This is a genomic window from Parasutterella secunda (genome assembly GCF_023336895.1).
GTDB lineage: Bacteria > Pseudomonadota > Gammaproteobacteria > Burkholderiales > Burkholderiaceae_F > Aphodousia > Aphodousia faecalis.
Window position 1 is genome coordinate 1 of record NZ_JAMBLT010000009.1, and the last position, 23,369, is coordinate 23,369.

Sequence of the window (23,369 nt, forward strand, 5' to 3'; positions counted from 1 at the left end):
TGCATGTCAGCCTGTGGGGAGCTCGGCGAAGTAGGCCGAGCTCAAGTGAATCAGCGGATGGAGACAGTCCATTGCGCGGGTCAGCAGCAGGAACCCATCGAAGTGATCAGTGGCGCAAGCCACTGACACAGTAGGGAATCCTCGTCGTTCACGGCGAGGTGGATGTCAAAGACCGTTTTACACCATGAGAGAACCGCTCTTTTATCTAAAGTAGTCGGGCGAAATTTCCGCGAACTGAACATGGATGTCAGACAATTGGGAACTCGGTTGGAATTCGTAGCTTCTGGGATTTGCACGGCCGTTTGTCAAGAAACATTGGTTGGGCCCTATGAGGCAAGAAATAGATGTAGATTCTTGAGTATGGAAGGAGTTTTACCGATTCAAACAGTCGTCATTGCATGGAATGATCACGTCTACCAGAGTCATGCAAGTAAGATCTTTTGCAACATGGTCCGGGATAGCTTGAAGAATCAAAAAAGGTAATGGTCAGGGCGGTTTTGCTTAAGCAAAAGCTCTGAGGGTATCTAAAAATATTCAATTGGATTTCAAATAATCTAAGCATTTCCACGCAATACAGAGCTTCCCACGGCATTACAGGCGCGTTATTGTTATAAATCAAAAACCAACTTCCGCATTTACATTTGGGAGGTCAAGATGGACATTGCGTTTGAAAATGGTATATGGGTGCTAAACATCAACATGATTCAGAGTTTGGCTTTAGCAGTAGTGACCTATTACTTAGGTGTTTGGGTTAAAGCCAAGGTAGCGATTCTTGAGCGTTTGTCTATGCCCAGTCCGGTTGTGGGCGGCATGATTTTGGCCGTTATTCTTTCTGTTTTACAAGGCTGCGGCATTCTTCTAGTCCATTTTGATTCCACTTTGCAAACCCTATTGATGCTCGCTTTTTTCACAACAATTGGGATGATGGCCAGTGTCAAAGTGGTTAAACAAGGCGGAAAGCTTTTGGTGGGTTTCTTAATCGCCGTGTCTGTTTTGGCGGTTTTGCAAAACGTGCTGGGTATGTCACTTGCCAGCTTTATGGGGCTTGATAAGCACTATGGGATTTTGACCGGTGCGGTTTCCATGATGGGTGGCTTGGGAACATCGGCTGCTTTTGGACCTTATTTTGAAGAAACGTACGGCATCACCGGCGGAACGGCTGTGGCGATCACATCGGCAACATTTGGCATGGCGGCCGCATTGATTTTGGGCGGTCCCTTTGGTGAATGGCTGATTCGCAAATACAAGATCGTTACTCCGCAATCCGTGCCAACACCGGAACCGCCTCTGCGGATGCCTGGTGATCTGCAGGCCGATATTGTGGCTAAAGAAGCCGGTCAAAAACCGTCCTTTACCGATGAACTGATGAAAGCCGGTGGTATTGTGGCCATTTGTATGGCATTGGGTGGGATTGTCTCGGACTTTTTGGGACAAATCATTACGCTTCCTGCTTATATCGGTTCCATGATTGTGGCGGCGGTTGTTCGGAATGTGATCGATTGCACAAAGACGGTGCGAATTGACGGTGTTGGTCTTAATGCTGTCGCGGACATTAGTTTGGTGCTTTTTGTGACCATGGCAGTTAATAGCTTGAAATTAGCTGAATTGGTTAATTTGGCTATTCCGATGTTGGTGATTTTGCTCGCTCAAGCCGTCTTGGTGCTGGTTTTCTCATGGTTTTTCATCTTCTTACTTTTCGGCAAGAACTATGACACGGTGATGTTAAGTGTTGGCGGTGTCGGTTTTTCGATGGGTTCGACCGCAAACGGTTTGGCGGTTATGCAGGCCTTGTCTGAAAAATATGGTTCCAACGCCCGGGCTTGGCTCATAGTCAGTTTAGTCGGCGCGTTCTTGATTGATTTGATTAATGCGGTCATTATTACCTACATGGGAACACTCTAAAAAAATTTCGTAAGGGTCTTGATTTTTTGATAAGTGCTCTATACAATGCATTCTCTCTTCGGGGGTATAGCTCAGTTGGTAGAGCACTTGCATGGCATGCAAGGGGTCAGCGGTTCGAATCCGCTTACCTCCACCACAGTTAGATAGCGTCTCCATCGTCTAGAGGCCTAGGACACGACCCTTTCACGGTCGGTACCGGGGTTCGAATCCCCGTGGGGACGCCACTTTTCCAATGAGCAACCTTCTGGGTTGCTTTTTTGTTGCCTAAAATTGCTTGGCAAACTGCCGCCACGGACTGGTGAGATCCGAGTTGCCGTTTTCAACAATCAATTTCAACACCTCTTGGTATAAAGGACTGTTTTTGTTTTCAGAGCGGCAGTACACATGGGCTCGTGCCACGGGGCGATGCCACTTTGGCATGACAGCAACAACCGATTGGTCTTGAAGTTGAGATCGCACCATGCCGAGGTTGAGATCAATGGCAATGCCAGCTCCCGCAAGGAGCATTTCTTTACAGGCCGTTGCATCACCGTAATTAATCTTTTGACAATGGCGTAATTTGAATTGTGTTTCCCCGTTTTCAATAAAGTCAGCGTAGTAGGGGCTGTAGGGGTAGCGCAGCAGAATAGGGCAATGAATTAAATCCTCTGGCATCTCGGGCGAGCGATGTTTTTTCAAAAAAGAGCGGCTGGCCAATAAGAAGGTGTAAAAATCATCCACGAATGTCCCGTACAATTCCGGTTGATCGGAAGAGTAAAAGCAAAAGGACAAATCGGTTTGTCGGTTTAAAAGAGCCTTTAGTCCGCGGTCAGCCAAAATTTCGAAATGAACCCCGAGATGCAACGATTCATAGTCAAGTAAGGCAGAAAGAATAGGCGTTCGGTCCATATTGACGGGCAGCGATATACGCAGCGTCCGACGAGCCTTGGGATCGTGATCTTTTCGTAGGTTTTGAGTTAAAGAAAGAAGCGCTTCATGGCTTTGTATTAATTGACTGACAGACGGCAGAATTTCTTTGGCTTCTTTTGTTAAAACAGCAGGGCGTGAGCGACGGTCAAGAAGAAAAATGCCGAGTTCGTCTTCCAGATTTGCCAACATTCGGGAAGCCAGAGGCGGATCAATCCAAAGCTTTTCTGCCGCCAGCTTAAGTGAGCCTAAATCAGCAATGCTGAGCAAAACCTTCCAGGCCAAAAGGTTGTCAACTTTCTTCATAATTTTTGCATTAATTGTCTTTTTAACAATTATAGTTTAAAGATCTGTCATTCTCTTTTTGTTTTCTTCTACCTACAATAATCAAAACGAAATTCACTAGGAGAATTGTGATGGAAGAATACGGCAGTACAGATTTTCCGATGGTGCGATACGTACCGTATATGGGGGTGATTTGGACAGTAAACGAAGCCTCTAAATTAGGCTTTTATAACGGTCACCCTGATTGGTGCAATGTGGGGCAAGGTCAGCCGGAAGTGGGCACCATTGAAGGCGCTCCCGATCGTATCGAAAGCTTAAAACTTCAACCCAGCGATGCGGCCTACGGTCCTGTCGGCGGAACGCTTGAAGTCAGAGAAGCCATTGCCGATTGGGTTAACCGCACCTATCGTAAGGGCATGAGTCAATACACGGCTGAAAACGTGAGTTTTGTCTGCGGCGGCCGCCTGGCTTTAACGCGTCTTTACAGTATCTTCAAAGACGGCGCCCGAATTGCCTATAAAAATCCGGACTATACCGCTTATGAGGATTATCTCTATCCTCTTCGCCACAACTGTGAACTGATTGAGTTGCGTGCAGAAGAAAAAGATGGTTTTACCGTGCCGGTGGAGCGTTTTGAAAATTTTATGCATGACGTGCGTCCCAACGCTTTTGTTTTCTCCAATCCCTGCAACCCGACCGGGCAGGTGATTAAAGATGAAGCGATGGATCGCTATATCAACGCAGCCAGAAAAGAAAATTGTCTATTGGGCGCGGACGAATTCTATGCCACCTTCTCTTATAACGAAGATGGATCCCCCGCTGAAAAAGCCGTTTCTGCCTTGCCTTATGTGAAGGACATTAATCGTGATCCGGTTATTGTTTTTGACGGTTTAACAAAAGGATTCCGTTATCCTGGTTGGCGTGCAGGTTGGGCGATCGGTCCGAAGTATTTGATCGAAATGATTAATCGTGCTGCGAGCGCTGTTGATGGAGGCCCGTCCACGATGGTTCAACGCGGGGTCATTGAAGAGTTGGCTGAAGGACACGCTGAAGCAGAACTATTGGCCACGCGTAAGGAATTTGCCGTTAAGCGCAAGATGATGATGGAAGGCTTGGCGGAGTTGGGCATTCATACGCCTGCCAATCAGCCGTTGGGCACGTTCTACTTGTGGGCAAGTATTGAAAATCTGCCGGGGAAATTATCTGACGCAGATTACTTCTTCCATGCTTGTTTGCAAAAGAAAGTCATCACGGTTCCGGGTCACTTCTTTGACGTAAGACCCTTCCGTGTGCGTCCGACTAATGAACCTTATCGTCATTGGGTGCGCTTCTCCTACGGTCCTAATCGTCAGACGATTAAGACGGCTCTGGAAAGAATCGCCCAAGTGATTGCGGAACACCGTTAATTAATCGGGCCGGGCAAAAGTTAATCGTTGCCCGGCTCTCTTTTCTTTGCTTGCTCGCAAACGAGCGCATGCCTTAAAAAAGTAATTTTTCAACTAACCTGAACGGGCCCTTGCCAGTAAGAAAACCGTCATCAGGATACAGACGGCTCCAATGCCTTCTGTGACGCCGAAAGTAGCTCCAAGAAGTACAACAGAAAGGACGACTGCGGATAGGGGTTCAAAGCATGTGAGCATCGAAGCAATGGGCGGAGCGATGAATTCCATGCTTTTGAGAAAACAACAAAAGGAAACAATGGTTCCGCAGAGCACAATATGCAGGTAACACACAATGCCCATGGTGTTCCACAGTACATCAGTTTCCAGCGGATTGTTGTACAAACAGGCCGCCGCACCGCTAAAAGTCATGGCCCAACCGATAACGGGAAAGACGGTGAGTTTTCTGACGACACGTCCCGGTTGAATTGTTCCAACGGCTCCGAGCATTGCAGAAGCCAAGCCCCAGCCAACGCCTGCAATAGACAAATCCATTGTGTTCCAATTGCCTTTGGTGATGATAAGCAGTACCCCAATCATCGCCAAAAGCAGACAAATCATTTCCAACAATTTAATGCGACGGTGGTGGGCGATCGCTAAGTAGGCAATGATAAATAGCGGAGAGGTGAGCACCATGATGGTGGCCGTCGCCGCATTGGAGCTTGAAATCGATAAGAAGAAGGTCGATTGTGAGCAAAGAAGCGCAAATCCATAGATGACAATATCTTTGAGATTTTCTTTCTCAAAGACCGCTTTGATATGTTTGGTTCGATTCCAAAAAATATCAAGCAGCACCAAAAGAATGCCGGCACCCAACAAGCGAATGGATGTCAGATCTAACACGGTAAAATGGCATTCAGCCATTAAATACTGGGCTGCTACTCCCATGGACCCCCAACAAATACCGGCTGTGGAAGCAAGGGTAATGCCTTTGAGAGTTTTGATTTCCATAAAATAAGCTCAACAAAAGATTAGTTCATTGTATGCCTGTTAAAACCATTCGCGCCAAAATTGATGTCAGCGGCTTGTTCAGAAAGTATCAAAGAAAGATAAGATCAATTAAAATCAAACCTATTGTTTTAAAAGCGTTTTTTGTAATGAATTTTCGACGATTGGCGACAGTAGCGGCCCTTTTAGGCGCTTTGTCACAAAGTGCCCACGCTTTTGATGTGAAGGTTGAGGGGATCTCGGGGGAGGTGCGCTCAAATGTTGACGCATTACTGCAGCCGGTTAAAGAAAACAGCTTTACGGAAGTCAGACAAACTTACCGCGCGCAGGTTGATCGAGCGATAAAGAGAGCATTGCAGGCGCTTGGCTTTTATCAAAGCATCATTCACTACACCTGGCAAGAGCCAAAAGGAAAGAAGCCCGCTGTATTGGTTGCGAAAATACATTTAGGGAAACCCGCGCGTGTTGCTGCGACATCCTTGACCATCAGGGGTGAAGCTAAACATGACGAAGTTTTCGAAGCTTTGAAAGACAATCTTCCTAAAAAAGGTCGGCAACTGAATCATGGGGAGTATGAAAGTTTTAAATCGTCAATTGAGCGCGCGGCGATCCGACATGGCTACTTTGACGGTGAGTTTGTGACAAGCGAATTGGGTGTGGATGCCGTTGAAAATAAAGCGTACTGGACGTTTGATTACGATGCAAAGACTCGTTACCGTTTCGGTGATATTCGCTTTACCGGCAGTCAAATCAGAGAACCCATCTTGGTTAACTTGCTACCTTTTAAAAAAGGTGATCCATATACCTCGGACGATATTTCAGAATTAAACAGACGCTTATCGGCAACCGGATGGTTTAATTCCGTCGTTGTTTCTCCCGATATTTTTTCGGGACGCGGCAGCCCCGACAAGTCTTTACCTGTTTATGCCAACGTGACACCGAAAAAAGAAAACGCCGTTGAAACCGGTTTGGGCTTTTCAACGGATGTGGGGCCCAGAGGATCGGTAACTTGGCGAAAGCCCTGGTTAAATGATTCTGGGCACAGTCTTGAAGCGTCAACTGAGCTTTCTTCTAAAGAGCAGTTGGCCGATGTGAGCTACAAGATTCCGCTTGAAAAAAGTGCGCTTGAACACTATTGGGTGATACAGGGCGGTATCAAAAAAGAAGACTTAAACGACACCAAATCCGATTCAGCTTCAGCCATGATTTCCCGTCATTGGGCGCCCTATGAGGGATGGCAGCGGGATGTGCATTTGCGTTGGTCGATTGATGACTTCGATCAGGGTGAAATCAGTGACAAAACTATGTTGATTTACCCTGGTGTGACTTTTTCAAAAACAACAACACTTGGCGGTTTGATGCCGACTTGGGGACTGTCGCAGCGCTACACCATTGATTGGTCCAATACTACGTGGGGTTCTGATATTGATTTTGTGGTGTTAGAAGCGCAGCACGCTTTAATCAAAACGTTTGCTGATCGTCATCGCTTTGTTTTGCGCTCTCACCTCGGTTGGATTCAAACGGATGATTTCGAGCAGGTGCCGCCGGATTTACGGTTCTTTGCGGGCGGCGACAGAAGTGTTCGCGGTTATAAATATGAATCAATTTCGCCGGAGGATGAAAACGGCGATTTGACCGGTGCTGAGAAATTGGTGACGGGTAGCTTTGAATATCAATACCGCGTGACCGGTAACTGGTGGGGTGCCGTTTTCTTCGATATCGGTCAGGCGGTTAATAATTTCAATAACCAGGATTGGAAAAAGGGTGTGGGTGTTGGCGTGCGTTGGCAGTCTCCCTTGGGACCGATCAAGCTGGATATCGCAACCCCCGTGGGTGATCCTGATAAGCACGATGTGCAGTTTTATATCGGATTGGGGCCTGAACTATGAGAGCGGTTAAGATTATTGCATTGGTCCTATTGTGTGTGTTTGCCGTTCTTTGTGCCGCCATGGGATTTCTATTGGCGACGGCTCCCGGTCTTCACTTTTTGGTCAATCAGGCAAAAGATCATTTACCGCAACTGACTCAAGGGACCTTTAGCGGCAGCCTGTTAAGTTTGGATGCAAAAGAGGTTGTTTGGGAGCAACCCGGATTGCGCTTTAAGGGTGACTTCGGCTGGCATATAGACTTCAATAAACTGCTTTCCGGTGAAGCGGTTGTCCATGACTTCTACGTCCAAAATGTCCAAAGCACAGTGCAAAGCGCTCAGTTTCCATCAGCGGAAGAAAAAGTTTCAGAATCTGAAAAAAATAGAACAACGACACTTCAAACGGACCTTCAGGCACCATTACCCGTGCATATTCAAAGCATTGCCTTTAAAGACATTGCGGTCGACATAGACGGACAGGCGCTTAATTTGAAAGCCCTTCAATCTGCCTTTCACTGGACGGGCGACGGCATTGATGTCCCCACTATTGATCTGACAGGAACTTGGCAGAATTATCCCCTTACCGTTAAGGGGGCTGTCAGCACGCGACAAGGCGGAAAACTTTTGCATTTGTCAGATGTTGCCATGCACTTGGGTGATAACAAAGTCGATGTGAAAGGGGATATACGTTTTCATGCCGCTGTGCCCAACCTTGATTTAGCCCTGCATATTGATGCGGCGAATTTCTCTGAAATGGTTAAGGATGTCAAAGGACGCGCCAAGGGCAGACTGCAGGTCAGAGGCCCCGTTTTAATGCCTTTGATTAATGCCGATATGACGGTTCGGGATTTGTCAGCCCAGGGAGTCTCCGTCAATACGCTTCGTTTAACCGGCGCCATGAGCGCGGAAGAAAATGTTTCGGGCGGCGCTCGTTTGGCTGTAAACGGCATCGCTTTGCCGGGGCTTTTTGTAGACAGTTTTAATGCCAATCTCGCCGGCACCCAAAACGCTCACGAATTAAAAATCGACACGAAGTCTCGGCTTTTCCAATTAAAGGCTACTTTCTTCGGCGCATTAAACGATTCCATGGATGCTTGGAAAGGGGCGCTTAATGCTCTTACAGTGCAAACCGGTTACGGTCCTGTGTCTCTTCAGGCCCCAATGCCCGTGGCGTTTAACACCAACGGGCTGCTTCTTGATGTTGGTCAGTTCTGCTTGATTCACCCGCACGCTCTTGTTTGTTTGCGAAACGATTTGGCCCTGGATTTACTCAATAAGAACGCTTTTAATCTTAACGTAGCACTTGAGAAATTCAATTTAGGCTTTTTCAAGCGCTATATGCCCGGACAATTTGAGGCGTCAGGCATTGTGAAGGCGGATGCCGCACTGACGGTTCCTCAAGGATTTGAAGGTTTGCCGAGCGGAACGGTAACGGTAAGCGGTCAAACGCTTTCGACACGCTATATGCTCGAGCAAAGTGACTTTGTGATGGGTTTTGATTCCATTCGTTTGGGTTTGACCAGCAATGGTGAAAAAATTAACTCGAAGTGGATGGTGAAAATAACCCAAAACGGATCGCTTTCAGGTAACGTCGATATCATTGATCCGGTGAAGCGCCGGCACTTGGCCGGTGAAGTCAAAATCGAAAATCTCTCAGCTTCACTTTTTAATTCGCTGCTTTCTCCCGGTGAAACGGCTGAAGGAACGATTTACGGTGAGTTGAAATTAGCCGGCAGCCTTGCTGAACCACAGTTATTTGGTAAGACCGGCATCCGTCAATTGCGTGTTGACAGTACAAAGTTACCCTTTGAAATGCTTCCGAGTTCTTTTGAATTGGCTTTTGACGGCAATAAGAGCACGCTTTCAGGAGAGCTGAAAACGCCTAAAGGCGGTTTGACGCTGCAGGGTGATGCCGATTGGAAGACGTTGGCTCAAGGCCGCACGAGAATTGCCGCCAAGGGCGTGAAAATGCGTGTGACGATGCCCCCAGCGGTTGAATTTGACTTGACAACGGATGTGCAGTGTGAGGCAAGCGCTAAGAAAATTACTTTAAATGGTTTGATCGATTTGCCTTGGGCTCGTGTGAAGGTTTTTGAACTGCCGCCGTCGGCCACGGACGTGAGCGCCGATACCGTGCGCTTAGATCGTCCCAGACCAAAGTCGTCGGACAATGCTGAAGCCATTCCCATTGAAAGCAACCTATTTGTCAATATTGGCGATGATGTACGCGTTGAGGCCATGGGGCTGAAAGCCAAAATGACAGGCAGACTTCATGTTGTCCAAAATAATGGCAAGTTGGGTTTAACGGGTCAAATCAATGTTCCTCACGGACAATTTAAAGCCTATGGGCAAGATTTAATCGTCAGGCGCGGAGAATTCATGTTCGCGGGCTCTGCCGATAATCCATTGATTAATTTGGAAGCTATTCGTAATCCGGATAAGACGGCCGATGATGTGATCGCGGGAATCCGTGTGAGCGGACAAGCGGAGATGCCGGAAGTGACGATCTTTACCGAACCCGAAAAAAGTCAGACAGAATCCCTCAGCTACTTGATGCGTGGAGAAGGGCTGGATCCCGCAGGCGAAGATGATAACTCCATGATCACGTCGGCTCTGATTAATCTCGGTTTAAGCCAAGGCAGCCGCGCCATTGAAAGTTTGGGTGACGCGGTCGGCATCAGTGGTTTGGGTGTTGATACCGAAGGGGTTGGAGACAGCTCCAAAGTGGCGGTGAGCGGCTACATTTTGCCCGGTCTTAAAGTGAAGTACGCGGTGGGGCTTTTTGATTCATTGGCGACTTTGACGCTTCGCTATCGTGTGATCCCGAGACTTTATGTGGAGGCGGCCTCCGGCGTCGATCAAGCGTTGGATGTTTTGTACTCTTTTGAGTTCTAATTCGGGCAAAAATTCGGCAAAGATTGGCAGGACGGGCTGATCGTTCGTTGCTAAACTTTTAGCAAAGCGATTTGTTTGAGGAGAGAAAGATGTGTCCCTTTGTGGCTGAAGTTGATATTGATAAGGCTTATCGGTTGCTAAATGTCGGCGGCACAACGCTTGTGTCGGCAAGCTTTGACGGAGTCTCGGACATTATGCCTGCCACATGGGCTTGCGCATTGGATTTGGCGCCTACCAAAGCAACGGTGGTTATTGACAGCTCACACTTTACGCGTCCCTTGATGGAAAAAAGCGGCTATTTCTCACTTCAGTTGCCGACAGCGGCTATTGTGAAAGAAACAATGCGCCTGGGCGCGGTCAGTAAATTTGATATGCCGGATAAAGTTGAAAAAAGCGGAGCCAAGCTTTTTACGATGCCCGGATACGACATACCGCTTGTTGAAGGGTGCGCCGCTTGGATGATCTTTAAGATTTTGTCCGAGCCTCACAATCAAAACCAATACGATCTTTTTATCGGTGAGTGTGTGGCGGCTTGGTCTGATACGCGAGTGTTTTCAAACGGCCACTGGCACTTTGAAACTGCTCCGGCTGAACTTAGGACACTTCACTACGTGGCTGGCGGTCACTTCTATACAATCGGCGAGCCGCTTGTGATTGAAGGCATCTTGCCCGAAGAGGATTAATGCCGGAGCTCACTTTATATGAGGCCATGGCGGGGCTTTTTACCTCCGCCTTTGTCTCCGCAACACTATTTCCGGGCGCAAGCGAAGCTGTTTTGCTTGCGCTCGTTCACGCCTGGCCGGATGAAATCACGGTCGCTGTTGCCGTCGCAACGATTGGCAACACGTTGGGGTCCATGACAAGTTACATCATCGGTCGACTATTTCCTAAAAAAGTCTCTGGTAAAGCTATTGATTGGCTGACTCGTTGGGGCGTTTGGGCTCTTCTTTTCGCATGGCTTCCTCTAGTGGGGGATGCCTTGCCATTGGCGGCAGGTTGGCTTCGTATTTCCTGGTTGAAAAGTCTTTTATTTATTTTTATTGGCAAGGCTTCTCGTTACGCTGCCTTAGCCTTTGGATTTGCTCAACTTTTCTAACAAAATGGCATCGCAATAGACGCCCTGATGCGATATGATTCAGAAAGTTATTGTGGGCTGTAAAAATGAATAAAATCAGACCGCATAGATAAGGATTTACATGAGAATTTTGATTTCCAATGATGACGGTTATTCCGCTCCGGGTATCCGAGCTTTGGCAAAAGCCATGAGACGTTTCGGGTACGTGACGGTGGTGGCGCCGGAATTTAATCAAAGCGGTACGAGCAATGCGTTAACGCTGACGCGACCGCTGCAGGTGCAGGAAGTGGAGCCGGGTGTTTTTGCTGTAAACGGTACGCCCAGTGACAGCGTGCACCTGGCACTCACTGGGCTTTTGGATGAATTGCCCGATTTGGTGCTCTCCGGCATTAATTGCGGTCAGAATATGGGTGAAGACACCATGTATTCCGGGACCGTGGCCGCGGCCATTGAAGGCTACCTTTTCGGAATTGATTCCATTGCTTTTTCTCAAATTGAGCGCGGTTGGGCGCACTTGGAGGATGCGGCGACAATGGCTCAAGGCATCGTTGAGCGTTTCCTGGAACGCAAAAAGGACGGCGAGCCGCAGCTTTTGAATGTCAACATTCCGAATTTGCCCTTGTCTCAATTGCAGGGAGTGGTGGCAACGCGTTTGGGAAGAAGACATCATGCTGAAAGCGTGATCAAAGAGGTCAGCCCCCGCGGTTTTCCGATTTATTGGGTTGGTGCGGCCGGCAAGCCAAAGGATCGAGCGGAAGGAACGGACTTTTGGGCTGTTGAGCACAATGCCGTTTCGGTGACCCCGTTGCAGGTGGATTTAACCAATTATTCCGCCGTTCGTTCAGTCGGTCAGTGGCTGACTGCTCGTGAAGAATGATTTAATTGGCGCTTCAATGCGCAAGTAGTTGAGGTTAGTGAATATGAAATTTCGTGCTTTGGTCGTAGCTATGATGGCAGGGGGCCTGTTGGCCGGTTGTGCTCTTCAGGATGTGGGCGCGCCGATTTATAGCCGCACAGGTTCAACAGGTATCGGAACAACGGGCGCTGTCAGCGTGACGGGCGACACCTATACGGTTCAACCCGGCGATACGCTCTATAGCATCGCCACTCGCAACGGTTGCAATCCGACCGAATTGGCCCAAGCCAATGGCATTACGGATCCTACGTTGTTGGCTCCCGGAACGGTGTTGCGCCTGACCTCAGCGCGCACGCAGCCTGTGACCGATCTGGCGGTTGAAGCTTCGATGCCGTCCACCTCTGAAGTGACGATCGGCGGTCAAACCACGACGGCTCAGCCCGTTGGCGACAGTGTGACCTTGACGGGCACGGCACCCACGGCCACGGGTTCTCAAAAGCTTTTGGGCAATACGCGTTTGTCGTGGCCTGTGGCTCGTGGACAAATTTTGCGTCAATTCAGTGACGAAAACAGCAAAGGTATTGAAATTGCCGGCAACATGGGAGACGATGTCCGCGCCGCTGCAGCCGGTCGAGTTCTCTACATCGGTGAGAACGTGAGCGGTTACGGTAAGTTGATTATCATCACGCACGGTCCCGGTGCTGTCACCGTGTACGGTCACAACAGTGAATTGCTCGTTAAGCGTGGTGATAACGTGACGAACGGTCAAGTCATCGCCAAGATGGGCAATAGCGACAGCGATAGCGTGAATCTGCTCTTTGAAGTGCGTCACAATGATCGCCCGGTCAATCCGGTCGAATACCTGCCGCAATAAATTATTTTCACAGGCAGCTTAATGCAAGCTGCCTTCTTTAACGTTAGCGCCTGCTTACATTTTTCCGATAGGGTATGAACCAGGCGCTTCTTTTTGAGGGATATTTCCAATGGCAAGAACCCCTAAAGTACTTGAAAAGTTTACGGTAGATATTGAATCGCTTGATCAGGATGGACGAGGCGTTGCGCACCGTGATGGCAAAGTGGTCTTTGTAGAAGGCGCTCTTCCCGGTGAAACGGTCACCTATGAGCGTTTTCGCAATAAAAATAGCTATGAGTGTGGACGCGCTGTTTCCATCGAAAAAGAATCGGCTTTGCGCGTAAAACCCGCCTGCAAGCACTTCGGACTTGAGCCCGGTTGTTGCGGCGGCTGCGCCATGCAGCATTTGGATCCCAGTGCTCAGGTTGCTATTAAACAGCGGGTTTTACTTGATGCGTTGTGGCATATCGGAAAGGTGAAGCCGGAGACGATTTTGCCTCCGATCTATGGACCGTTTTGGGGCTATCGCCACCGCGCGCGTTTGACTGTCCGCGACGTGGAGAAAAAAGGTGGCGTATTGGTGGGCTTTCATGAACGTTCATCAAGTTACGTGGCCGATATGACCGAGTGCAAGATTTTGCCGCCCGCGGTGAGCGACCTTTTAATTCCTCTTCGCCGTTTGGTTGAAAAACTATCCATTCGTCAGCGTCTGCCGCAAATTGAAGTGGCCATGGGCGGCAATGGGGCGATTGCGCTTGTTTTCAGAGTGTTGGAAGAGCCAACCTCTGCCGATATGGCCGCTTTTGAAGCCTTCTCGCTTGAGTATGGAGTAAGTGTTTGGTTGCAGCCCAAGGGGCCGGATTCATGTTATCCGATGCACGCAAGTGATTTGACGGCCTTAAAGCTTGAGTTGCCAGAATTCGGTGTGCACATTTCGTTTAAACCCACGGACTTTACTCAGGTTAACCATCGCCTCAATGAAACGATGGTCTCTCGTGCAATCAATCTCTTGGATGTCAAGCCTGAACACCATGTCGCGGACTTTTTCTGCGGTTTGGGTAACTTCACGCTTCCCTTAGCCGTGCGTGCCAAGACGGTGGTCGGGATTGAAGGCAGTGAGCAGTTGGTTGAGCGCGCCAGAGCCGGAGCAGCCGACAATGGCTTGGCTGAAAAAACGCAATTTGTCGCCCGCAACCTCTTTACCTGGTCAACGGACGATTGGGATGCTCTTTGGGCTCAATTGGGCGGTATTGACCGCGTGTTGATTGATCCGCCCAGAGAAGGCGCTCTGGAATTGGCTCGTACGTTGGCTGCCACGGATAAACGTCCGCCTCGGGTAGTGTACGTTTCTTGTAATCCGGCCACATTGGCTCGAGATTGTGCGATTTTGCAGCATGAAGGCGGCTGGCACATTCGTGCCGCGGGCGTCATGAATATGTTCCCGCATACGGCGCACGTTGAGAGTATGGCGGTATTGGAACCCGGTCCCAAACCCGAAAAGAAAGAAGTAGAGACAGAGGGCACGGTTGAGGCTACCCAAGAAGTGGCTTAAGCGTGCAGCTGATGCGGTCGGTTAAAAGATCAGAGACGATCTTGTATCGACCGCTTTTTTGTTATGATGATGGATATCTGTTTGATAACTTTATAAATTATGGATTGGGATCTGAACCTCAGTCACTACAAGCAGCGACCATTCAAAGAAGTGGTGAAAGAGCTTGCGGAGTTTGTATGGATTCGCATTCAAGAGACGCAGCTCAATCAAGTGGCCTCATCATTGACGCTTACCTCTGTTTTGTCATTGGTGCCTCTGGTAGCCGTGATTTTGGTGAGCTTTGCTGTTTTTCCGACCTTTGCGGAACGACGTGCTGAGATGGAGCAACTTTTGTTTTCCAGCCTTTTGCCCGAGGTATATAGCCAGCAGATCATCGGTTATGTAAAGTCTTTTGCTGAACATGCGCAGGGGCTGACGATTTTCGGTTTGGCGGGTTTGACCATCACGTCACTTATGTTGATTAACACAGTGGATGCAACACTAAACCGTATTTTCCACGTCAGACAAATGCGCCCGGCGATGCAGCGCGTTTTGATCTATTGGGCACTTTTGACATTGGGACCGATTGCTATCGGCTTTAGTTTGGTGCTCACCAACGTGCTCACACAAATTGAATTCGGTGTGGAAAGCCTGCTGCCCGGCTGGGTTTTCATGGTGATTCAGCTTTTGGTGCAGTCTCTGATGTACGCAGCCCTTTACGTCTATGTGCCCAATTGCAAAGTCAAATGGATGGATGCGTTTGTTGGCGGGTTATTGGTGACGGTCGTGGGGGTGGCGATTAAGTGGAGCTTCAGTTACTACTTAAGCACGGGACCTCTCACAACAATTTACGGTTCCTTTGTTTTGATCCCCGTGGTTTTGCTTTGGATTTACCTCTCTTGGCTTTTAGTGCTTTCAGGAGCAGCTATCGCCGCGACTATTCCGATGCTCACAAGCGGTCGATACAGCGATATGAATAAAACCGGCAATGATTTTATTACCGGTGTGGCTCTGTTGCATGAGCTGATGCTCGCTCAAGAAAAAGGAGAACCTTCGGTTTCCATTCACGTGCTTTGCAAGTCGGTGGACTCTTATCCGGAAGCCGCAGGCGCCATTTTGGAACGTTTGGCAGACGTGGGTTACGTTGGCAAACTTCAGGATGATCGTAAGTACGATGAACATTGGAGTTTGCTTGTTTCGCCGCAAACAACAACATTGGGCGCAGCGTTTGACGCGTTGGTGGTTGATCCGAGCAATAGCCTCATAGCTAAGGAAAATTCACCGCTCTACGACTGGTACTGTTTGGTAACGGATGCAGAGTGGAAGAAACGCCCAATGGTTGAAACCCTACGCTTTATTCACCCGATTAACTGATAGGAAAAAAGGGCGCAAGTAAGGTTAACTGTGAACCGAGTCTGCGCCCTTTTGATGTGGTGAGCCAAAATTACTTCAAAGCTTCAAACACACGGTTTTTGATTTCTTCAATGGAACCTAAGCCACTGATGCTGCGATACTTCGGAGCGCTGGCATCGCCCGAGGCAGCCAAATCACCGTAGAACTTCACCAAGGCTTCAGTTTGGGCGTGGTACACGCTCAAACGTTTCAGAACGACTTCTTCCTTATCATCGTCACGTTGGATCAACGGATCGCCCGTGATGTCATCCTTACCTTCCACTTTGGGAGGATTGTATTTGATGTGGTAGGTGCGGCCGGAGACCGGGTCCACACGACGGCCACTCATACGGGTGACGATTTCTTCATCAGGAACAGCGATTTCCAAAACAAAATCAATCGGGATGCCGGCAGCCTGAAGCGCTTCAGCTTGAGGAATCGTGCGCGGAAAACCGTCAAACAAGAAGCCGTTGGCGCAATCGGGTTGCGTCAAACGTTCTTTCACCAAACCAATGATGATGTCATCGGAAACCAATTGGCCCTTATCCATGACTTCCTTGGCGGCCAAACCAAGAGGGGTACCAGCCTTAACAGCCGCACGCAACATATCACCCGTTGAAATTTGGGGAATGCCGAACTTTTCCTTAATGAAAGCGGCTTGCGTGCCCTTGCCGGCACCCGGGGGTCCAATCAAAATCAAACGCATAATAACTCCTCGTTTACTTCCGATGACTCAAGGGATTCGAGTCACACTATCCATTTCATTGTAGACATCTTATCGGTTCTTGTGTTTAACCGAAAAGATAAATTTCAGGCTTCACCTCGTGCAAAAACTTCACGGACGCGCTCCAAGTCTTCCTGAGTGTCAACGCCAGCGGGTAAAGCACCGGGCAAAATAGCCACGGCGATCTTCACTCCGTAGTAAAGCGCGCGAAGTTGCTCCAGGCTTTCCCACTTTTCAATGGGAGCCTGCTCCCACTGGGGATAACGCTTCAAGAATTTGACCCGGTAGGCGTATAAGCCAATGTGGCGAAGGGGAACGAGTCCTTCGGGCAATTGGGTCTTGTCTTCACGGAATGCGTCACGCGGCCAAGGAATAGGGGCTCGGCTAAATGTGATGGCGTTACCTTGAGCGTCACGAACCACTTTGACAACATTGGGATTTAAAAATTCTTCAATATTGTCGATGGGGTGACCGGCAGTCGCCATTTCACATTCAGGATGCGCAGCTAAAAGCTCAGCCACTTCGCGTACAACATTAGTTGGGATAAGCGGCTCATCACCTTGCACATTAACAACGATGGCATCGTCTGCAAGCCCCAATTTCGTCACGGTTTCTGCCAATCGATCAGTACCGGTCGGATGGTTGGGTGAGGTTAAAACAACTTTGACACCGTGGGTTTTACACGCTTTAACAATATCTTCGTGGTCCGTTGCAACTACCACATCGGCTGCGCCGGAAGCCTTGGCGCGCTCAGCCACCCGCACGACCATGGGGCGGCCAGCGATATCTTTAAGGGGCTTTTCAGGCAACCGAGTCGACTTCATACGAGACGGAATAATGGCATAAAAGACAGTCATCTTATGCTCCGCGAACAATGGAGAGGCGCTTAGCGTACTCTTCGGCTTCTTCATCGGAGAGTTTTTTAGCCTCATCAGGAATCATATTGGGAATGTTGTCTTTGACTTCAAAGGCCAGTTTGCAACGGGGACAGACCAACAGAGATTTTTCCGCATCCCAAACAATGGCCCCCTTGCAGACAGGGCAAACTAATGTAGCGGTTAATCGAGGATCAAGAGCCATTTTATTTTTGAGCCTTTTCTTTGAGTTTGTGTTCAATGAGATCGACCAGATAGGGATCAATATCGACCAGATATTCGACAGTGTAGATTCTCGGGTCTTGAGCGATATCCGGGTGTTGACGGCACTTTACCGCGTCCTTGCCCGTAATCAGAATGAATTCTTCCTTGCTGTCCTTAAAGGGATTGTCATCAAAGGCGTAATGATCGCCCAATTCCATTTCCGGACCTTCAATGTCGTGGGCACGAAGCATGGCAAAGAATCGTCCCGGCGCAGCAATGCCGGCTGCGGCAAGCACAGGCTTTTTCATCTGAGCAATGTCATCAAGGCTCAAACAGCGCGTGCCATCCAAGGACTTGGCTCGTCCGAGCGTTGCCGTTGCGGCAAAGCGGGGTGTGCGGCTATCAAATGAATCTTCCGTTGCATTTAAAACAATGGCGTCAACCTCATCCAAACGGGACGGGGGTTCGCGCAAGGGACCTGCGGGCAACACCCAGCCATTTCCCAAACCTCTGGCACCGACCACTGCGAGTTCGACATCACGCGCCAATGCATAGTGCTGCAAACCGTCATCGGAAATGATGAGGTCACACTCAGGGTGCTTATCTAAAAGCAGTAATGCCGCTGCTACTCTGTCACGGGCCACAGCAACCGGAACCTGCGTTTGTCTGGCAATTAAGAGAGGTTCATCACCTACATTAACCGCGGGGCTATCGGGTAAGACCATTTGCGGAGCATCTTCTTTACGGCCGAAACCGCGAGAAACGACCCCGGGATGGTAGCCACGCTTGACCAGTTCTTTGACGAGGGCAATGGTAACCGGTGTTTTACCGGTACCGCCCACATAGATATTGCCAACGACAACAACCGGGACCGGTAAACGGTGCGGTTTTGTTTTCATCCGTCTGTTGCGGGCAATACAAAGGAATACAACGGAAAGAGGAGATAAGGCCCAAGCCAAAAGACCGCGTTTAGTCCATTGGCGATGCAGCCACGACTCAAATGTGGCGCGCATGAGATTCTCCGATTATTTGAAAAAATGACTCTCGGTCCGTCGGACCGGAACTGTCAGAAAACATATGTTTTTTCTCTACCTGCTTCAAAAAAAGCTAACCTACCAATGTTAGCAAATATGTAGAAAAGTGCGAGGACTTTTTAGTTACTCTGGGAATTTAGAGTAATCCGTTGAGAAAACTCGTCGGAAGCCTATTTAATTCGAAAGGGGAAACGTAAGATGGTAAAAAAATCAAAGTTTGCCCTTGAGATTTTATTTGCGTAATATGTATTACGTAACGGTACGTTACGTAACATCTGTTACGCAAGGAGAGGGTGATGAAATTTTACGGTAGAAAAGCAGAACTTTCGATTATTCAAGAAGAATTGGAATTGGTAAACAAAGAACATAGTTCAAGAATGATTGTTGTCACCGGTCGGCGCAGAATCGGAAAGACCCGCTTAATTGAGCAGGCTTTGGAAGGCTCCGCAGTGCCTACTGTTCAGTTTGTTTTTTATCCGTATGCTCTTGAGAGTGTATTAGTTAAAGAATTTTTAACTGAAATTGAGCAGAAATTACAATTAAATTATCTACCGGCATGCACAAGTATCGTTGATGTTTTAGCCTTTCTATTTACTGTTGCCAAGACAACTTCGATTAATATCGTCATGGATGAATGCCAAGAGATCGATGATGTTGATCCAGCATTCTGGGGGAGATTGCAGGCTTTGTGGGATCGTAACAAACGAGATAGTTCAGTGGCGTTGTTTCTTTGTGGATCAGTAGCCTCTGCGATGAGGCATATTTTTGAGGACTATAGTCAACCATTATTTGGACGAGTGGACAGAATTATAAAACTCTCCCCTTTTTCGCCCAATGAGATTAAAGAAATTCTGTCGGATTTTAACCATCAATATAGTGCTGACGATTTGTTAGCTTTTTATGTGATGACGGGCGGTGTCGCACAGTACATTGAATACCTTTTGGAGCGTGGAGCTTTACACCTCGAAGAAATGGTCGACGTGGCGGTTAATCCAACTTCATTTTTCTTAAATGAAGGCAATGTCATGTTAGCCAATGAGTTCCGAGCTGAATATGGTGTTTATTATTTAATTTTGCAAAAGATGGCTCAAGGAGTCACAAAACGAGAAGAATTACAGAATTTTGTTTCCAAGAGCATTGGTGGTTATTTAGCGAAACTTGAGAACTTTTATAGTCTGATTAGTCGTAATGAACCGCTTTTTGCTGAAAATACATACAAGAAAAGCCGTTTCAAAATGACAGATCGGTACTTGATGTTTTGGTTTGCATTTTTAAACGATCCTCAACGGATAGGGGCGGGAAATTTTCAATCTATAAAGAAAAACATTTTCAACCATTATGAAACTTTTAGTGGTCGTGCGCTGGAACAATATTTTTTGGAAAAGTTTAGATCAGAGTCGCGCTATACACATTTGGGTCAATGGTGGGATAGAAAAGGTATGAATGAAATTGACCTTATTGGTGTGAATATGGATGAAGAAAAAGTGGATATTTTCGAGATTAAAAGAAATGATAAAAAAATTAATTTGCAGGCTCTATATGTGAAGGCCGAGGCTTTTTTAACACAAAATCCTAAATTACGAAAGTTTCATCTCAACTGCTGTGGGTTAAGTCTTAATGAACTTTAAATATTTAAGTGTCGAGTGTATTGTTTTCTCTAATTGATTCGTTGTCAATAGACAGCAATTAGGTGTCATAGCGTCCGTTGGAAAGATGCTTATGACCATATTCTGGTAATTTCATCTTACTGTTTGATTCCCAGGGTCGCTTTTTAGTGGCTTAAATTAAAAAGTTGAGGGGGGGACTTCATTGGCTGTGGCCAAATTCTCCCCTCCCCTCGCTCACGCGTAAAACAATCGTTTTTAACTAACTTGCTAGAACTTTCAAAAACTGCATCTAAAGATAAATTCTTTAATAAGCGTGACAAAGAAGAGTTTGTCTAGAAAAGATACTTCATGTGACCAAAGACTAGCCATGTGTCTTCGGTTTTTCCGCCCACAATACGTTCAGCATCAAATTGCAAATGAATATTATTTTCCCAATTCAATGCAGTACCTATACCGAAATCAGCCCAGGTACCTGTGTTCCCCCAATTTTCTTTCAAGTTATGCAAACCATCAGAAAGCTTAGCATCCTGACCTCCAGTGAACTGGTGAAGAACATCTCCTCGGAAATAAAACTCGCCGGCAAAGTTCTGGCTTAGGAATTCATGTCCGGCGCGAAAGCCGACCCTACCAATAACGCTCGTTTCACTATCTGCCTCAACTTTCATCATCCGATCAGTCCAGTAATCAAAACTATCAAGATAAGCAACTTGTATCTGTAATTGCGGTTCCAAAAATACACCTTTGCTGTCCTTTAACGTGTAACCGTATTCAGCCGATAACGCCACATAATCTTGATCAAAATCGCCCTTTGTCGTATAGGTCTCGTTACCAACTGTGTAATCACTCGAGACCCGACCGATACGACCAACGAAATCAAGATAGTGATTATCGTAGGTAAGGGTATCAAAAACAGCGAACTCGTATCGCTTCATCTCACCGTTGCCTTGGACATCAAGGAAGTTGGTGTCCCCTTCTGTATACGAAAACCAGACGCCCGCCCTACTTTTTTGAGAAAATTGGCGATCATATCCGATCGAGACTCCTGTGCGATCCCAGTGGTATTGACTATCAGCTCCACTACGACCATGGTGCATTCTTATCCAAAGTCCGTTATCAGGATCATCGTCACTGCGTAGGGTTTCATTAAGGCGGCGATCTCTCCGATCCATTTCTACAGCAGCGTCATAACTCGCATAACCCGCTCCTGTCATCCCAAAAGCGGCCGAGGATTTTGTCAGAACAATACGTTCTATAAACCACTTAGTTCCCCCAATGTAATCATCCAAATCGACTGTTGAACCTTCTGTGTCTTTGACAGTTGAAAATTCATCTCTTTGCGTATCCTCTTCGGATAAAGTTTCATGATTGATTTGCAATTCGTAGTCGATCAAGCCCTCACCCCGTTCATTGACCTTATCAACAAAACTAAGAGTGGATTCATCATTAGGTTTGGTGACTGCGAAAATCAACGTGTTGTTTGGGTTGATGGATTCCAATAATCCAAGATCATGCGCAACTAAGTCAATGGCATGTTTGGAGAAAGTTTGATTTTCTGATCCGTTGTAGCTATCAATAAAAAGCATATCACTAGCGCTTTTATCCTCAGCATTGAGATCCATTTTGAAAATACCGCCGTTACCTTGTAAATTTGCTATATGGACGTAATTGTGATTTATCGACAGTATTTCATCGGAGAAGTATTCGCTGAGTCCGCTCGAGCTATAAAACTCTTGAATGTCCTGATCAAATAAATTGATAACTCCATTGTTATTTAGTGTAATTTGGCTGATGTATGGACTTTTTAAATAGATCCACTGAGCACCATTTTCAAAAGTCAAATTAAGATCGCCCGCAATATATTTGTCACGACCATCACCGAAATCTCCGATCCAACCAACCCAATCTTGGTTATCAAGAAGGAAATCATCTCCGGAAAAATAGCCGTTACCAATAAACGTTCCCGTAACGGAGCTGTTCTGCTCTACCAAAATATTGCCGACTATCTGGTTATTAGTTGAATGAATGTTGATTGATGAATTGCCCTTCGCTTGTAACGTATCTGCTTTTTGGGCAAAAGTCCATATTTTAGTTGTTGAGCCGGCGCTACCAATATTGATGATTGCATCTTGCAACCAAATGCCGTTTGCACCGATTTCATTGGGGTTAAATTTAGGATGGTTAGTTTTTTGGTAGACAAAAATATCTACATTGCCATTGAGATTGATCTCAGAACCTTGATACGCGGCAATAGCGTAGTTACCTTGGGCAAAACTACTGTCATCAAATTCTGTAGCGTTAATCCTAATCTCAGTGTTTTCATTGATCTTAAGATCTGCCCCCCCCTGCAGTAAAATTGAAAACTGTGAATTTGTGATTTTGGGGGAATGTTCAATATGGACATTGTCATAAGTGTGAAGTTCAGCATCATTGAATCTGAGGATTTGCGGATCCGAACTTCCGATATTTGAGAAATCTTCAGCCTGAGCTAGCCCATAGCATGAAAAAAAGAAAAGCGCTGCGATGATATTTTTTTGCAGAATATTGCGATGAGATAATTTAGGTTTATTAGTAGGCATTGCTATATTCCTAATTGAATCAAGGTATGAAAAATTTTTACTAGTTTAAAGAGGAAATAAAATCTCCTAAAAGTGGAGGTTGTGGGATTGAATTTTATCAAACGTTCATACGGTGAAGGGGTAGGCGAGAAACCATTTACCGTTACCCACATGACAGTTGACCATATACAATTCTTCGAAAACGGTAATCTCGCTAACAATTATTAGCGAATTTAATGTGACCAGTTATTACTTTGGGATTCCAGAAAGACAACGGTAACTGGAAAAACTTTGCCATCAAATCTCAAAAAATATCACTGCAATCCAACGCCGAAGGACCTATCGAAATATCCGGCCAATTACTGCTACCAGTGAATTGTTGCTCTAAGGCGCTGGTTAAATCGAGCTTTTGTTTGTTCTG

The 23,369-nt window shown here is 47.1% G+C and carries 18 protein-coding genes and 2 tRNA genes; 13 read left to right on the top strand and 7 right to left on the bottom strand.

Features of this window, described 5'->3' with window-relative positions:
- The first annotated feature begins 654 nt into the window (after positions 1-654).
- The 3 genes from M3080_RS07240 to M3080_RS07250 all read left to right on the top strand — a co-directional run bounded on the left by M3080_RS07240 (position 655) and on the right by M3080_RS07250 (position 2,126).
- The gene (locus M3080_RS07240) at positions 655-1,902 is read left to right on the top strand and encodes a sodium/glutamate symporter (RefSeq protein ID WP_022473012.1); all 1,248 of its coding nucleotides are present in this window, start codon (positions 655-657) and stop codon (positions 1,900-1,902) included.
- 60 nt (positions 1,903-1,962) lie between these two features.
- Positions 1,963-2,038 (top strand) — tRNA-Ala (locus M3080_RS07245).
- Between the two features lie 12 nt (positions 2,039-2,050).
- A tRNA-Glu gene (locus M3080_RS07250) sits at positions 2,051-2,126 on the top strand.
- 40 nt (positions 2,127-2,166) lie between these two features.
- Here the strand turns inward: M3080_RS07250 and M3080_RS07255 are convergent.
- On the bottom strand, positions 2,167-3,114 hold the full coding sequence (locus M3080_RS07255) for a LysR family transcriptional regulator (protein WP_249092508.1): 948 nt from the start codon (positions 3,112-3,114) through the stop codon (positions 2,167-2,169).
- Between the two features lie 110 nt (positions 3,115-3,224).
- Here M3080_RS07255 and M3080_RS07260 point away from each other — a divergent pair, with 110 nt between their 5' ends.
- Positions 3,225-4,499: a pyridoxal phosphate-dependent aminotransferase gene (locus tag M3080_RS07260; protein WP_249092509.1), complete on the top strand. Its 1,275-nt coding sequence runs from the start codon at positions 3,225-3,227 to the stop codon at positions 4,497-4,499.
- Positions 4,500-4,592: 93 nt separating this feature from the next.
- Here M3080_RS07260 and M3080_RS07265 read toward each other — a convergent pair whose 3' ends face one another.
- Positions 4,593-5,483, bottom strand: coding sequence for a DMT family transporter (locus M3080_RS07265; RefSeq protein ID WP_249092510.1), 891 nt, complete (start codon positions 5,481-5,483; stop codon positions 4,593-4,595).
- A 146-nt stretch (positions 5,484-5,629) separates the two neighbouring features.
- Here M3080_RS07265 and tamA point away from each other — a divergent pair, with 146 nt between their 5' ends.
- The 8 genes from tamA to M3080_RS07305 all read left to right on the top strand — a co-directional run bounded on the left by tamA (position 5,630) and on the right by M3080_RS07305 (position 15,931).
- Positions 5,630-7,369, top strand: coding sequence for an autotransporter assembly complex protein TamA (gene tamA / locus M3080_RS07270; RefSeq protein WP_249092511.1), 1,740 nt, complete (start codon positions 5,630-5,632; stop codon positions 7,367-7,369).
- A complete protein-coding gene (gene tamB, locus M3080_RS07275; protein ID WP_249092512.1) occupies positions 7,366-10,242 on the top strand; it encodes an autotransporter assembly complex protein TamB in 2,877 nt (958 codons plus the stop codon). The genes tamA and tamB overlap by 4 nt, the downstream gene beginning before the upstream one ends.
- Positions 10,243-10,331: 89 nt before the next feature.
- Positions 10,332-10,925 (top strand): flavin reductase family protein, encoded by a 594-nt coding sequence (locus tag M3080_RS07280; RefSeq protein WP_249092513.1) that lies wholly within the window; start codon positions 10,332-10,334, stop codon positions 10,923-10,925.
- Complete coding sequence (locus M3080_RS07285; RefSeq protein WP_249092514.1) at positions 10,925-11,338, top strand: YqaA family protein; 414 nt, start codon at positions 10,925-10,927, stop codon at positions 11,336-11,338. The genes M3080_RS07280 and M3080_RS07285 overlap by 1 nt, the downstream gene beginning before the upstream one ends.
- A gap of 100 nt (positions 11,339-11,438) precedes the next feature.
- Positions 11,439-12,194, top strand: coding sequence for a 5'/3'-nucleotidase SurE (gene surE, locus M3080_RS07290; RefSeq protein ID WP_249092515.1), 756 nt, complete (start codon positions 11,439-11,441; stop codon positions 12,192-12,194).
- A 43-nt stretch (positions 12,195-12,237) separates the two neighbouring features.
- Positions 12,238-13,047 (top strand): peptidoglycan DD-metalloendopeptidase family protein, encoded by an 810-nt coding sequence (locus M3080_RS07295; RefSeq protein WP_249092516.1) that lies wholly within the window; start codon positions 12,238-12,240, stop codon positions 13,045-13,047.
- A gap of 109 nt (positions 13,048-13,156) precedes the next feature.
- Positions 13,157-14,578 carry a 23S rRNA (uracil(1939)-C(5))-methyltransferase RlmD gene (gene rlmD, locus M3080_RS07300; RefSeq protein WP_249092517.1) on the top strand — a complete coding sequence of 474 codons (1,422 nt, stop codon included), beginning with the start codon at positions 13,157-13,159 and terminating at the stop codon, positions 14,576-14,578.
- Between the two features lie 99 nt (positions 14,579-14,677).
- On the top strand, positions 14,678-15,931 hold the full coding sequence (locus tag M3080_RS07305; protein WP_249092518.1) for a YihY family inner membrane protein: 1,254 nt from the start codon (positions 14,678-14,680) through the stop codon (positions 15,929-15,931).
- A gap of 70 nt (positions 15,932-16,001) precedes the next feature.
- Here M3080_RS07305 and adk read toward each other — a convergent pair whose 3' ends face one another.
- From adk to lpxK, 4 genes are all read right to left on the bottom strand, one after another.
- Positions 16,002-16,655, bottom strand: coding sequence for an adenylate kinase (adk, locus tag M3080_RS07310; RefSeq protein WP_249092519.1), 654 nt, complete (start codon positions 16,653-16,655; stop codon positions 16,002-16,004).
- A gap of 104 nt (positions 16,656-16,759) precedes the next feature.
- Positions 16,760-17,530 (bottom strand): 3-deoxy-manno-octulosonate cytidylyltransferase, encoded by a 771-nt coding sequence (gene kdsB / locus M3080_RS07315; RefSeq protein ID WP_249092520.1) that lies wholly within the window; start codon positions 17,528-17,530, stop codon positions 16,760-16,762.
- Between the two features lies 1 nt (position 17,531).
- The gene (locus tag M3080_RS07320) at positions 17,532-17,753 is read right to left on the bottom strand and encodes a Trm112 family protein (RefSeq protein ID WP_249092521.1); all 222 of its coding nucleotides are present in this window, start codon (positions 17,751-17,753) and stop codon (positions 17,532-17,534) included.
- 1 nt (position 17,754) lies between these two features.
- Complete coding sequence (gene lpxK / locus M3080_RS07325) at positions 17,755-18,765, bottom strand: tetraacyldisaccharide 4'-kinase (RefSeq protein WP_249092522.1); 1,011 nt, start codon at positions 18,763-18,765, stop codon at positions 17,755-17,757.
- Positions 18,766-19,082: 317 nt separating this feature from the next.
- Here lpxK and M3080_RS07330 point away from each other — a divergent pair, with 317 nt between their 5' ends.
- Positions 19,083-20,414, top strand: coding sequence for an ATP-binding protein (locus M3080_RS07330; RefSeq protein ID WP_249092523.1), 1,332 nt, complete (start codon positions 19,083-19,085; stop codon positions 20,412-20,414).
- Between the two features lie 311 nt (positions 20,415-20,725).
- Here the strand turns inward: M3080_RS07330 and M3080_RS07335 are convergent, their stop codons facing one another.
- A complete protein-coding gene (locus tag M3080_RS07335) occupies positions 20,726-22,969 on the bottom strand; it encodes an autotransporter outer membrane beta-barrel domain-containing protein (protein WP_249092524.1) in 2,244 nt (747 codons plus the stop codon).
- Positions 22,970-23,369 lie beyond the last annotated feature (400 nt).